Source organism: Cryobacterium sp. LW097 (assembly GCF_002205495.2).
GTDB lineage: Bacteria > Actinomycetota > Actinomycetes > Actinomycetales > Microbacteriaceae > Cryobacterium > Cryobacterium zongtaii.
This window is the reverse complement of sequence record NZ_CP021992.1, coordinates 2,633,577-2,645,822: the sequence shown is the minus strand read 5'-3', so window position 1 is coordinate 2,645,822 and position 12,246 is coordinate 2,633,577. Positions and strand designations below refer to the sequence as shown.

At 69.9% G+C, this 12,246-nt stretch carries 13 protein-coding genes; 6 read left to right on the top strand and 7 right to left on the bottom strand.

Going from position 1 to position 12,246, the window contains the following annotated elements; genetic code table 11:
• Positions 1-5: 5 nt before the first annotated feature.
• Positions 6-692 (top strand): GAP family protein, encoded by a 687-nt coding sequence (locus B7495_RS12320; RefSeq protein WP_088456824.1) that lies wholly within the window; start codon positions 6-8, stop codon positions 690-692.
• Positions 693-818: 126 nt separating this feature from the next.
• Positions 819-1,322: a cupin domain-containing protein gene (locus tag B7495_RS12315; protein ID WP_088456823.1), complete on the top strand. Its 504-nt coding sequence runs from the start codon at positions 819-821 to the stop codon at positions 1,320-1,322.
• Here B7495_RS12315 and B7495_RS12310 read toward each other — a convergent pair.
• Positions 1,284-1,985, bottom strand: a complete 702-nt coding sequence (locus B7495_RS12310) for a DedA family protein (RefSeq protein WP_088456822.1) — start codon at positions 1,983-1,985, stop codon at positions 1,284-1,286. The two genes, B7495_RS12315 and B7495_RS12310, sit on opposite strands and share 39 nt — an antisense overlap.
• Positions 1,986-2,250: 265 nt before the next feature.
• Between B7495_RS12310 and B7495_RS12305 the strand changes: the two genes are divergently transcribed.
• Entirely contained in the window at positions 2,251-3,117 is an 867-nt protein-coding gene (locus tag B7495_RS12305) for a DUF4433 domain-containing protein (protein ID WP_088456821.1), read from the top strand.
• Positions 3,118-3,210: 93 nt separating this feature from the next.
• Here the strand turns inward: B7495_RS12305 and B7495_RS12300 are convergent, their stop codons facing one another.
• The 3 genes from B7495_RS12300 to B7495_RS12290 all read right to left on the bottom strand — a co-directional run bounded on the left by B7495_RS12300 (position 3,211) and on the right by B7495_RS12290 (position 4,979).
• Complete coding sequence (locus B7495_RS12300; RefSeq protein WP_121678489.1) at positions 3,211-3,804, bottom strand: MOSC domain-containing protein; 594 nt, start codon at positions 3,802-3,804, stop codon at positions 3,211-3,213.
• A 35-nt stretch (positions 3,805-3,839) separates the two neighbouring features.
• The gene (locus B7495_RS12295) at positions 3,840-4,664 is read right to left on the bottom strand and encodes a DUF4097 family beta strand repeat-containing protein (protein ID WP_088456820.1); all 825 of its coding nucleotides are present in this window, start codon (positions 4,662-4,664) and stop codon (positions 3,840-3,842) included.
• A 105-nt stretch (positions 4,665-4,769) separates the two neighbouring features.
• Positions 4,770-4,979: a hypothetical protein gene (locus tag B7495_RS12290; protein ID WP_088456819.1), complete on the bottom strand. Its 210-nt coding sequence runs from the start codon at positions 4,977-4,979 to the stop codon at positions 4,770-4,772.
• Between the two features lie 148 nt (positions 4,980-5,127).
• Here B7495_RS12290 and B7495_RS12285 point away from each other — a divergent pair, with 148 nt between their 5' ends.
• A complete protein-coding gene (locus tag B7495_RS12285; RefSeq protein ID WP_088456818.1) occupies positions 5,128-5,859 on the top strand; it encodes an endonuclease/exonuclease/phosphatase family protein in 732 nt (243 codons plus the stop codon).
• A gap of 114 nt (positions 5,860-5,973) precedes the next feature.
• Entirely contained in the window at positions 5,974-7,224 is a 1,251-nt protein-coding gene (locus B7495_RS12280; protein WP_088456817.1) for an exonuclease domain-containing protein, read from the top strand.
• 212 nt (positions 7,225-7,436) lie between these two features.
• Here the strand turns inward: B7495_RS12280 and B7495_RS12275 are convergent, their stop codons facing one another.
• Complete coding sequence (locus tag B7495_RS12275) at positions 7,437-7,727, bottom strand: GNAT family N-acetyltransferase (protein ID WP_088456816.1); 291 nt, start codon at positions 7,725-7,727, stop codon at positions 7,437-7,439.
• Positions 7,728-7,823: 96 nt separating this feature from the next.
• On the opposite strand from B7495_RS12275, the gene B7495_RS12270 reads away from it, so the two are divergent.
• Complete coding sequence (locus tag B7495_RS12270; protein ID WP_240632235.1) at positions 7,824-11,336, top strand: bifunctional RecB family nuclease/DEAD/DEAH box helicase; 3,513 nt, start codon at positions 7,824-7,826, stop codon at positions 11,334-11,336.
• Here the strand turns inward: B7495_RS12270 and B7495_RS12265 are convergent.
• Entirely contained in the window at positions 11,333-11,692 is a 360-nt protein-coding gene (locus B7495_RS12265; RefSeq protein ID WP_088456815.1) for a hypothetical protein, read from the bottom strand. The genes B7495_RS12270 and B7495_RS12265 overlap by 4 nt on opposite strands.
• A gap of 3 nt (positions 11,693-11,695) precedes the next feature.
• A complete protein-coding gene (locus tag B7495_RS12260) occupies positions 11,696-12,202 on the bottom strand; it encodes a MarR family winged helix-turn-helix transcriptional regulator (RefSeq protein ID WP_088456814.1) in 507 nt (168 codons plus the stop codon).
• Positions 12,203-12,246: the final 44 nt, after the last annotated feature.

The window sequence follows — 12,246 nt, the reverse complement described above, 5'->3', positions numbered from 1 at the left end:
CGCGGGTGAACGAGTGGACACAGCTCTTGCCGCTGGCGTTGACCATCGCGCTCAGCCCGCTGCCGCTGGCGGGGCTGCTGCTGATCCTGCTCGCCCCCGACGGGTTCAAGGCGGCTGCGGGGTTTAGCATCGGCTGGTTTCTCGGGGTGCTGTTCTCGGCCACCCTGCTGGCGCTGCTGTCATCGCTGCTGCCGCACGACAGGTCGGCCGGCACCCGCACCCTGCAGGTGGCGGTGCCGCTGCTGCTCGGTATCGCCCTGATCGTGCTGGGCCTGGTGCAGTGGCACGACCGGCCGCGGCGCGACGCGGAGGTGCCGCTGCCGCGCTGGCTGAGCGCGCTGGACCGGCTGACCCCGGCACGGGCGACCATCATCGGGGTCGGCTACGCCGCGTTCCGGCCGAAGAACCTGGTCATGGCGGCCGCCGCCGGGGTGGTGATCCTGGGCGCCCACAGCGACCCCACCGGCATCGTGGTCTCGGTGGCCCTGTTCACCGCGCTGGCGTCCATCACCATGCTCAGCCCGGTGCTGGCGTACGCGTTCGGTGGCCCCGCGGTGCGGGAGAAGCTGGTGCGCCTGCGCGGCTGGTTGGTGCGCAACATGCCGGTGATCACGGTGATCACGGTGTTGCTGCTGGGCGTGTTCCTGGTGCTGGCCGGACTCAGCGAGTATGCCGGCCAGCTGCTGCGCTGAGCATAACTCCTGCTGGATTCCAGGCGCCGACCCGGCATCAGTGGACTGACGCGGCGGAGGTCGACGGGCGGGGAGAATTGCAGGAGTTATGCATCCTCCGCACCCTCGACACCAGGGAGACTTCTGATGGCCGCACAGGACCGAAACAGCCGACTTGCCACCCGCCGCACGGCCGCCGGGGAGTTCATCGAACGTCTGGAGCGCCCGGCGCTGGCGATCGAACTTGGTCTGGAACCACATCCGGAGGGCGGCTGGTACCGGCGTACCTGGACATCGCCGGTGCCGGTGACGCTCACGGATGCCGACGGCTCCGAACGGGTGCGGCCGGCGGCCACGCTCATCCACTTCCTGCTGCCGGCAGGGGAGTTCTCCGCTTGGCACCGGCTGTCCTCCAGCGAAATCTGGATCTGGAACGGCCAGGGCGCCGTGCAGCTGGAACTCGGCGGCGACGGCGATGAGCCGGATGCCGAGTCGAGCCCGGTCCTGGGCGGCCGGCTGCTGCGCGGCGAACACAGCCAGGTGATCATCCCGGCGGATGTCTGGCAGCGCACAGTGCCGAGCGAGGAGGACGCCCTGGTGAGTTGCCTGGTGTCACCCGGCTTCGACTTCGCCGACTTCTCGATGGAGTAGCTCCCGATGTGGTGTCGGCGCCGGCGTTCCCCAGCTGCGGATGCCGGCCCGCCGGTCGGTGCGCCGACGCACGATCCGCAGCACGATGGCGTCGATGACAACGCCCAGAAGCAGGGCGGCGGCCACGGCCAGCAGTGCTCCCAACAGCGGGTTGTGCCGCAGCCAGGCTCCGGCGATCATTCCGACCAGCACCGAGTATGTGGCCCAGCAGAGCCCGCCGAGAGCCGCGAACGAGACGAACCGGCGCGGCGGAAAGCCCGTGGCGCCCGCGGTCATGTTCACGGCCACCCGACCGACCGGGATATACCGGGCCGTGAGCAGCAGCGATGCCGGTCGGCTCAGCAGGGCCGCGCGCGCCCTGTCGGCGATCCGCGCCGCGCCGGGACGCCGCTGCCAGCCGAAGCGGGTCAGGCCGATCCGGCGGCCGATCAGGTAGGCGATGCTGTCACCGAGCACCGCGCCCACCATGGCCACGCCGATGAGCCCGACGGGGTGCGGTGTGCCGGTGGAGACGGCCAGGGCGCCGAGCGCCACGACCACCGTCTCGCTGGGAAGCGGGGGGAAGAAGCCGTCGATGACCACAAAGACGAACACGACAGGGTAGACCCAAGCCGACCCGGCGAGGGTGAGGACCAGGTCGTTGAGGGCATCAAAAACAGGCATGTCCTCACGGTAGGGAGAGCCCGATCCCGCTCGCGTCGGTCGGAGGGACGATTCCCTGCACCGGTGGGATGATCCGGGCCGGCACAGCCGTTCTGCGCCCTCGTCAGGGCGTCAGTGACCCGATTGGTTCCGGATCGACACCGGATCACCCCCGGATGGCCCTTGATGTGTCACCGAGACCGCCGAAATGACCGTAACTTAGATAGGTAGGAACATGTCCGTCGAACCCGACGTGGTCGAGCCTGCGCACACGAAAGGTTGAGTTGTGAACGAGGAATGCATCCACGGACTGGACGGGGAGCTGTGCGCCCTGTGTTTCCCACCCGCCGCCCCCGTCGCACCGACCGTGCCCGCTGCCCGCGCCCCGCGTGCCAGCCGAGCCCGCACCCCCGAAGCGCCGACGGCGTTGCGTACCATCGTCGCCCCGATCACCACGGGCACCGCTCGCACCAAGCGCCACGACGACAAGGTCGGTGAGCAGCGGATCTACCACCTCACCCACATCCGCAACCTGCCCGGTATTCTCGCCACCGGCCGGCTTCTGGCCGACACCAGTGCCGACTGGACCGACCGTCCCGTCGTCGACATCTCGTCGCCGGAAAACCGCAGTGCCCGACGCGACGTCCGCGTCTCCGGCGCCGACAGCCTCGCCGTTGCCGACCACGTGCCCTTCTTCCTGTCGCCCAACGCCCTGGTCTGGGAGAACATCCGCGCGCAGTCGCTCGACCCGCGCCTGTCCGACGACGCCCACGACGCCGCCGCGTACGACTTCGTGATCCTGGTCTCGACGGTCAAGAAGGTGCTCGACGCGCAGGTCGACGCCGCGGCCGACCCGACCGCCAGCCACTTCGCCGTGACGGATGGCGACGCCGCATTCACCGCCACCCGCTTCGGTGCCACGGCCGAGTCGGCCGACCGGATGCTGCAGATGCTCCGCGCCGACCTCGACTCCGACGCGATCCTCAAGGCCGAGCTGCTCGTGCCCGGCGAGGTCCCGTTCGGCCTGATCACGCTGATCGGCGTGGCCAACGACCGCGTGCGCGATGCGGTCAAGCCGATCCTGGCCACCCTGAGTCACAAGCCCAAGGTCGCCGTGTACCCGCCGTGGTTCCACCCCACCGAAGAGCTCTAGCCGCCCGGGTTTCCCTCGTGAGTTGCCGCATATCGCCCTTTCGGGAGCGGTGAAGCGGCACTTTCCGGCAACTCGGCGCGCGGGGAACCGGCGCTAGACGACGCCCAGGGGAAGCGGCTCGCCGGCCGGCAGCTCCACGCGCAGCTCGTCACCGGCAGCCACGCTGCCGTCGGCGACGACGACGCCCATGATTCCGGCTCTGCGCAGGATCCGGCCCGCTTCATCAGTGTGCTTGAGCGTCTTCTTGAGGCCCGACTGGAACTTGTCGATCATCGAGCACGGGTCGCGCATGCCGGTGACCTCGACCACGGCGTCGGAGCCGAGGTGCAGCCGGGTGCCCAACGGCAGCGCCAGCAGATCGATGCCGGCGGTGGTGACGTTCTCGCCGAGCTGGCCGGGGGAGACGTCGAACCCCTCGGCGGCGAGCTCGGCGAACAGCTCTGAGCGCACCAGGTGCACCTGGGTGAGATTGGGCCGCGTCGGGTCGGTGCGGATCAGGTACCGGTGCTGGGTGGTGGCCCCGGCGTGCGAGTCTCCCTCGATGCCGTAGCCGGCCACCAGACGGATGCTGGGCACCACCGGCTTGCTGAACCGGTGCCTGTCATCCCGGCTCACCGCGACAACCGTGCCGGTCTGCTGCTCGCTCGTGCCGCCATCCCGCTGGGCCGTGCCCGCCTGCTCGCTCATGCCGCCATCCTGCCAGATCCGGCCCGGCGACCGCACTAGCGGGTGCCCTCGACGGTGATGCTGCCGTTGGTGGTCCGCGCGGTGATGGAGCGCCGCGAGGTGCTGTCGGTGGGAACGGTGTCGTCGGTCACGGTGCCGTTGGTGGTCTGCGCGGTGACTCGGTAGGTGACTCCGCCGACGGGAACCAACACGGTGATTTCCCCGTTCGTGCTGCCGGCCTCGACCGACTCCGGGGCATCGACGAACTGCAGCGAGACCGATCCGTTGGTGGTGGCGGCGGCCACGGACTTGGAGACGGCATCCGTCACCCGGATGTCGCCGTTGGTGCTCTGCAGATCGACCGGCCCCACGGTGCCGTCGGTCTCGATGTCACCGTTGGTCGTGGTCAGCGTGACCCGGCCGGTGAGCCCGGATGCCGCGATGCGGCCGTTCTCACCCGCTGCGGTGACCGGCAGCGCCGTGGGCAGTTGCACGGTCACGGTCACGGAGCATCTGGAGAAGAACTGGGCGCGGCAGCCGCCGCGCACCTCGGTCACGCCGCCGTCGGTGCGAGCGGAGAGGGTGGGCTCGTTGCCGAAGTAGGACCCCGTCATGCGCACGTGCACCTCGTCGTCGGTGCTCGGTTCGAGGATGATCACGGCGTTGGGCAGTTCCACGCTCAGGCTGGTGCCCGCTTCGAGGTCGGCGCTCTGGTCGACCGGACCGCTGCGGCCCCACAGAGCTGCCACGAACGCCGCGATAAGCAGCAGCGCCCCCACGATCGGGATCAGGATGTACAGCAGGGTGCGCCACCGGGGAGTCGGGCTCTTCCCGGCCGGTGGCGTCGGCGGTGGCGTCGGCGCTGCTGAGGTATCGGTCATGGCAGGCTCCCCGGGTCAACGGCGCCGGGCGCGCCGAACTGCCGCGCGAGGCATCCGTGCTCGGGACGGTAGCAGGGTTGCGGGCGCCTCGATATGGCCGCAGAGTCAGCGCTTGGTGATGTCCCTGCCTCGGTAGCGGAGCACGCGGGCCCGAACCGAGAGGATGCCGCCGAGCACGAGCGCACCGATCGCCACGGGAAGCAGCGTCGTCAGCATGGTGTTGCCGGTGGCGGCGTTGACGATCATGAGGGCTACGGCGAAACCGCTGCACGCGAACGCGGCGACCGTATAGGTGGTGAACGACCAGGATTTCATGGGTAAGTCCATTCTGTGGCGGTCGGAGTTTCGGGCGCCGGCCTGACTACACGGTAGCAGCGTGCCCCAGCACGGTCGCTCGATGCGGTATTCGCCGCCGAGCGAAAGTAGGCTGGATGTCTACCACCGATTCAGAGATAGGTCTGACGTGAAGGTCATCAGCTACAACCTGCGCAAGAACAGTGCCAGCGGGGAACTCATCGCCCTGGCCGAAGAGTACGACCCCGACCTGCTGTGTCTGCAGGAGTGCGACACCTTGGCCCTGCCGGCAGAGGTCGGGCTGCTGCACCTGGCGGATTCCACCACCCGCAACCGGCTGGGACTGGCCGTGTATTACCGGCGGGACCGGTTCACCGCCCAGAAGACGCAGACCTTCGCGCTCAAGAAGTCGCTGCACGACCTGGTGCTCACGCCGGCGCACGAACGCCTGATCGGCACGCGCCTGTTCGACATGGCCGCGCAGCGGGAGCTCGTCGTGGCGTCATTCCACGCCGCACCGCTGACGGCGCTGAACTCGCTGCGGCGCAACCAGATCCGCTCGGCACACGAGGAACTGGCGGTGCTCGGCCCCAACCTGCCGACCCTGATGGTGGGCGACTACAACTACCCGATCTTCAAGAAGCACCTCAGCAGAGAGGTCAAGGAGTCCGGCTACGACCTCACCCTGAGCGACAGCCGTACCTACACGCGGTATAAGTTCTTCCGCGGCCACTTCGACCTGGCCACCTCGGTGGGACTCACCATCGACAACGTGGAGACCCTGCCCCGCGGCACCTCCGACCACATGCCGATCCTGGTCACCTCGTCGTACTCCAACGAACCGACCGAGCGTTCTCAGGAGGCCACCGTGGCCCCCGTCGACGGCGAGTTCTCGATCTAACCGGCACCCGCCACACCCCGTCCGGTCACCGGCCGGTCCACTGCCGCGCATCCGCGGCGCACTCGACCCTGCCCGCGGGGCTAGAGTCAGGCATACAGATTGCGAAGGAGCCCCATGGCCGGTCCTGGTTTCGCCGTGATCGATTTCGAAACCACCGGCCTCTTTCCCGCTCACCACGACAGGGTCATCGAGCTCGCCGTGGTGCACGTCAGCGACCGGGGCCGCATCGAGGGCCGCTGGGAGACGCTGGTCAATCCGGGCCGGGACCTCGGCCGGCAGGACATCCACGGCATCCGCGCGGCCGACGTGCTCGACGCCCCCTCCTTCGCCGAGATCGCCCCGCGGCTCATCGAGCTGCTGCGCGGCCGCGTGCTCGTGGCGCACAACGCGAGCTTCGACATCCGGTTTCTGCTGGCCGAGCTGAGCCGCGCCGGCCATGGCGCGCCCGCCGAGATCGTCAGCCTGTGCACCATGCAGTTGGCCCGGGACTTCCTGCCCGGCGCGGGGCGCTCCCTCGCCGATTGCTGCGCGGCCCTCGACATCGATCTGGACGGCGCCCACCGGGCCTCCGTCGACGCTCTCGCCACCGCCCGGCTGCTCGCCGCGTACATCGAGGCGGCGGATGCGCCGGAGTTCTGGTTCGCGCACCTCGCCGCTGCCGCCGCCGCGGCCTGGCCGGCCGGCGCGGTGTCCTCCACGGCGTGGTGCGCCCGCACTGTCTCGTCGCACCCGATGACCGCGGACTCCTTCCTCGAGCGCATCACCACCCGGTTGCCGGATGTGGCCGGCCCGGCCGAATACGTCGACTATCTGGCCCTGCTCGATCGGTGCCTGCTCGACCGGGCGTTGTCGGTGCACGAGGCCCAGTCGCTGGTGCGGCTGGCCGGCGAGCTCGGCCTGAACCGGGCCACCTGCGAGGCGCTGCACCGGCAGTACTTCGCCGCGCTGACCGCGCTCGCCTGGTCGGACGGCATCCTCACCGGCGCCGAGCTCGCCGACCTGGTGAGCGTGGGAATGCTCCTCGCGATTCCCACCGCGACCATCGCCGCGGCGCTCGACGAGACCCGACAGCAGACCCCGGCTCCGGCCGTCGCGGCGCCGGCCGGCGCCGACTTCGTGCTGGTGGCCGGCGATCTGGTCGTGCTGACGGGCGAGATGAGCCGCACTCGCAGCGAGCTGGAGCGGGAGCTGCGCGAGCTCGGCCTGGTGCCGTGGCGGGCGGTGACCAAGAAGGTCAAGCTGCTCGTGGCGGCCGATGCCGATTCACTCTCCGGCAAGGCCCGCAAGGCCCGCGACTACGGCATTCCCATCGTCGACGAGGCCACCCTCGCCCGGCTGTCCAGCGCCCGCTTCGCCGGGGCCTGATCCGCTCGACTACGCGCCGGCCGCGCCGGTTTCGGCGGCGCTGGCCGGGTCGCGCGGCACGGTTCGGTCCCGGCGGCACAGGTTAGTCCCGGCGGCACAGGTTGTTTCGTGTGCCGCGAGGCACAGGGTGTGCCGCGACGCATAAGGGGTGCCGCGAGGCGCGCGGATGCGCCTCGAGCGCGGCAGCGTGGCGACGGCGGCGAACAGGTCCGTTAGCCGCGCACCCTCAGCAGGTTCGCCCGCTCCGGATGCTTCGCGAACCACTTGCCCACGTACCAGCAGTCTGGGGACACAGCCCGGGTGCTCGTCGCCTCCACGTCGTCCATCGCGAAGGACACAACTTGCCCGGCCAGGCCCTGCCCGCGGCGGCGAGGATCGGTGAATGTGTGGTTGAACGACACGGTGTCGCCCCGCACGAGGTAGTCGGCCAGGGCGGCGAGCTCGCCGTCGATGTAGAGAGCGTAGCGGGAGGCGTCCGGTTCGTGCACGAGAACTGTGGTCACCAGATAAGCGTAGACCGGCGGGCGCGCTGCGGGGTGCGGGCCGGTGTCGGTGGCCTCCGGTAACCTGACCAGATCCCAGCAGGTGGAGGCGCACCAGTGTTCTTGCTCGATTCGACGCTCGACAAAACAGTCATCTTCAGTGCGAGCGACCTCGGCGCCGCCGCGGGCTGCGAGTGGGCGCTGATGCGCAAGCTCGACGGCAAACTCGGCCGCATCGACACCGTGCCCGACGAGGGTGACGCCATGCTGCGCCGTGCCGGCGCGCTCGGCGACGCACACGAGCTGCGCTACCTGGAACGGCTGCGGCAAAGCCGCGACGTGGTCGAGTTCGCCCGCCCGTCGATGAGGGAACTGCCGGAGGCGGCCGCCGTCACGGCCGACGCGTTCCGGGCCGGGTCCGATGTGCTCTTTCAGGCCACCTTCTTCGACGGCCGCTTCGTCGGGTTCGCCGACTTCATCATGCGCACAGACGACGGCGCCTACGAGGTCTACGACACCAAGCTGGCGCGCTCCGCGAAGATCACCGCGCTGCTGCAGGTGGCCGCGTACAGCGACCAGCTGGACAGGCTCGGCATCCGCACCGGCGAGCAGGTGCACCTGCTGCTCGGCGACGGACGCACGAGCTCGCACCGGCTGCGCGACATCCTGCCGGTGTACCGCAAGCGCCGTGCGCGGCTCGAACGCCTCATCGACGAACGAATCGCCGACCCGGAGCCCACCCCGTGGGGTGACCCGCGCTACACGGCCTGCGGGCGCTGCGCGGCCTGCTCCGTGGAGGTGGAGGCGCACCGGGACGTGCTGCTCGTAGCCGGCATGCGGCTCACCCAGCGCCGGCACCTGCTGGAGGCCGGCCTGACCACGATCGAGGCCCTGGCGGCGAGCACCGGGCCGGTCAACGGACTGGTCGACGCCACCGTGGCGGCTCTGCGCGCCCAGGCCCGGCTGCAGCTGCAGTCCCGCCAGCTCGCCACCGGGCAGCCAGGCCACGCCGACGCCCCCGCGGTCGAGGTCTACAACCCGGTGGCGCTCGGCGCCCTGCCGGAGCCCGACCCCGGTGACATCTTTTTCGACTTCGAGGGTGACCCGCTCTACAGCGAGACCGCCGCGGGCACCGACAGCCCGGATTGGGGCCTGGACTACCTCTTCGGCCTGATCGAGACCGACGGCACCTTCCGTGCGTTCTGGGCGCACGACTATGCCGAGGAACGCCAGGCGCTGATGGACTTCCTGGCCTACGTGACCGAGCGCCGCGTCCAGCACCCGGCCCTGCACATCTACCACTACGCCGCCTACGAACGTACCCACCTGCTCGCCCTGGCCGCCCGGCACGGGGTCGGCGAAGACGCCGTCGACGATCTGCTCCAGAGCAATGTGCTCGTGGACCTCTACCCCGTGGTCAAGAAGAGCCTGCGGGTGGGCTCCCGCAGCTATTCGATCAAGAAGCTCGAACCGCTCTACATGGGTGACGACCACCGCGAGGGCGTCGACAACGCCGCCGACTCGATCACCGAATACGCCGACTCCCGCGACCTGTTCCGGGCCGGACAGACGGATGCCGCCCAGACCAAGCTCGACGCCATCGCCGACTACAACGAATACGACTGCCTCTCCACGCTGCGCCTGCGCGACTGGCTGCTCGCCCGCGCCGACGAGGCCGGCATCCCTCGCGCCGCCGCCCGCGACCTGGAGCTGGCCATCCCGGTGCGGGAGCCCAGCCCGGTCTACCTGGCGCTGGCGGCCGAGGTGGCGGATGCTCCGCCCGGCGACCGCACGGCCGACCAGACCGCGATCGCCCTGGCCTCCGCCGCCATTGACTACCACCGCCGGGAGGGCAAGAAGTTCTGGCAGGAGCACTTCGACAGGCTGCGCAACCCCGTCGACGAGTGGTCGGCGACCCGGGACGTGTTGATCGTGGCGCAGGTCACGGTCGAGCGTGACTGGGCGCTGGTGGGCCGGGACCGCAACCTGTCCAGGCTGCTGCGCATCGAGGGCGAGCCGGCGCCGGGCAGTTCGCTCAAGCTCGGCCAGAAACCGTTCCTGCTCTATGACGCGCCCTACCCGCCGCTCGCGCAGACCGGCGAGCCCGGCTCCCGGCTGGCGCACGAGCGCACCGAGATCACCGGCCTGGTCGATGAGGCCACCGGTGAAGAGGTGCTCTACGTCACCGAGAAGCTCGGCCGCGGCGTCGACGCCTACGACCAGCTGCCGATGGCGCTGTCCCCGGCCACGCCGCCACCGCCCGGCACGCAGGTGCCGGCGATCGCCGAGTGGGGGCAGCGGGTGCTCGACGCCCTGCCGGCCATGCTGCCGGATGCGGCCCTGGACGTTCTGCGGAGGGTGCCGCCGCGGCGCTCGGTCTACTTCGACAGGCTCAGCACGGCGTCGACAAGCTCGACCAACGAATCGCTTCCACCGGTGAACGGCGACATCACCACCGCCATCCGCGACAGCCTGCTCAGCATCGACAGGTCCTACCTGGCGGTGCAGGGCCCGCCCGGCACTGGCAAGACCTACACAGGCTCTCGGGTGATCGCCGAGCTCGTACGCGATCACGGCTGGAAGATCGGCGTGGTCGCCCAGTCGCACGCGACAGTGGAGAACATGCTCAGCGCCGTGCTCAAGGCCGGGCTCGCATCCGGGCACGTGGGAAAGAAGGCCAAGACGGGGGAGGAACCGCGGGAGAACGGCTGGACCGCGCTCGCACCCACCGGCTTCGCCGAGTTCACCGGTCAGGCCGGCGGCTTCGTGCTCGGCGGCACCGCCTGGGACTTCAGCAACGCCACCCGCATCGAACCGGGCTCGCTCGACCTGCTCGTGATCGACGAGGCCGGCCAGTTCTCGCTGGCCAGCACCATCGCCTCCGCGGTGTCTGCGCGGCGCCTGCTGCTGCTCGGCGACCCTCAGCAGCTGCCGCAAGTGAGCCAGGGTTCGCATCCGGAGCCCGTCGACGTATCCGCGCTCGGCTGGCTCACCCACGGGCACGATGTGCTGCCGGCCGAGTTCGGCTACTTCCTGGCTAAGAGCTGGCGCATGCACCCCGCGGTGTGTGCGCCCGTCTCCAGGCTCTCCTACGAGGGCAAACTCGAGTCCCGGGCCGCCGCCCGGCACCTCGACGGCGTCGAGCCCGGCCTGCATCCGCTGCCCGTGCCGCACACCCTCAATTCCACTTCGTCATCCGAAGAGGCCGACGCCGTGGCCGAGCTGATCGGCTCGCTGCTGGGCCGCCCCTGGACCGTGAACGGTGAGAGCACCCCGCTCGGCCAGCACGACCTCATCGTCGTCGCCCCGTACAACGCGCAGGTCGAGGTGATCCGGCAGCGGCTGGCCAGGGACGGCTGGCACGAGGTCAGCGTGGGCACCGTCGACAAGTTCCAGGGCCGGGAGGCGGCCGTGGCCATCGTGTCGCTCGCCGCATCCAGCGCCGAGGAGGTGCCGCGCGGGCTCGAGTTTTTGCTCCTTGCCAACCGGCTCAACGTGGCCATCTCCCGCGCGCAGTGGGCGGCGTACCTGCTCTATTCGCCCGCGCTCACGGATGCCCTGCCCCACAACGCGGGCACTCTCGCGCAGCTGAGTGCCTTCATCGACCTCGTCGAGGGGCCCGCCGTCTAACGCTCGAGCTCAGCCGCGAACCGCTCCGGCAGCACGACATTGGCGCCGACCCCCGCGAAAAACGGGGCGACCTCGGTGGGCGTGTAGCCGGCGATGCCGCAGCCGATCTCGGTCACCAGAAACCTGAGCTCCGGATGCTCGGCCGCGAACCGAACGAACCCGGTCACCTCGTGCTGCAGTACCGCCAACCCGCTCATGCTGTCGATCGCATACGACTGACCGTGCAGCCCGTGGCCCTGGCCCCAAACCGCGCCGAACCTCTCGTGCGCCAGGGCGGCGGCACCGGCCGCGTGCAGCCCGGTCGCGTTGGACCCGAAGACGAAGACCTCGCCGGGTTCGAGTCGGGTGATCCGCATGGCTCAGACTCCTTTCGGGGCCCCGGGGTTGAGACGGTTGGTGGGGTCGAGCTTCATCAGCAGCTGGTTCGAGATCGCGTCCAGCTGCGCCACCTGCTCGTCGGTGAGTGGGTCGATCACGTTCTCCCGCACCGTGCGCACGTGCCCGGGCGCCGCGGCCTGCACGACGGTCCAGCCCTCCTCGGTGAGACTGGCGTTCGTCGCGCGCCGGTCGCTCGGACACGGTGTGCGCTTGACCAGGCCACGGTCTTCGAGCCGGCGCACCACGTGCGAGAGCCGGGGCAGGCTGGAATTGGTCATCGAGGACAGCCCGGTCATTCGCAGGGTGTGGTCGGGCGCTTCGGAGAGCATCGCGAGCACGTAGTACTCGAAGTGGCTCAGGTCGGAGTCGCGCTGCAACTGGGAGTCGAGCAGCCCGGGCACCAGCTCCACCACCGCAACGAAGCGCAGCCAGGCGTGCAGCTGGGCCTGGTTGAGTCCCTGCACGGCGGGCGTTTCGTTCGTGTCCATGGGGATAGCTTATCAAGCAGGTCCCGCTTTGGTTGACGCGACAA

Excerpts from the sequence above, each read along its gene's own strand:
- B7495_RS12260 (WP_088456814.1), bottom strand. The coding sequence starts at position 12,202 with ATGGACACGAACGAAACGCCCGCCGTGCAGGGACTCAACCAGGCCCAG.
- B7495_RS12295 (WP_088456820.1), bottom strand. The coding sequence starts at position 4,664 with ATGACCGATACCTCAGCAGCGCCGACGCCACCGCCGACGCCACCGGCC.
- B7495_RS12280 (WP_088456817.1), top strand. The coding sequence starts at position 5,974 with ATGGCCGGTCCTGGTTTCGCCGTGATCGATTTCGAAACCACCGGCCTC.
- B7495_RS12290 (WP_088456819.1), bottom strand. The coding sequence starts at position 4,979 with ATGAAATCCTGGTCGTTCACCACCTATACGGTCGCCGCGTTCGCGTGC.
- B7495_RS12300 (WP_121678489.1), bottom strand. The coding sequence starts at position 3,804 with ATGAGCGAGCAGGCGGGCACGGCCCAGCGGGATGGCGGCACGAGCGAG.
- B7495_RS12315 (WP_088456823.1), top strand. The coding sequence starts at position 819 with ATGGCCGCACAGGACCGAAACAGCCGACTTGCCACCCGCCGCACGGCC.
- B7495_RS12265 (WP_088456815.1), bottom strand. The coding sequence starts at position 11,692 with ATGCGGATCACCCGACTCGAACCCGGCGAGGTCTTCGTCTTCGGGTCC.
- B7495_RS12310 (WP_088456822.1), bottom strand. The coding sequence starts at position 1,985 with ATGCCTGTTTTTGATGCCCTCAACGACCTGGTCCTCACCCTCGCCGGG.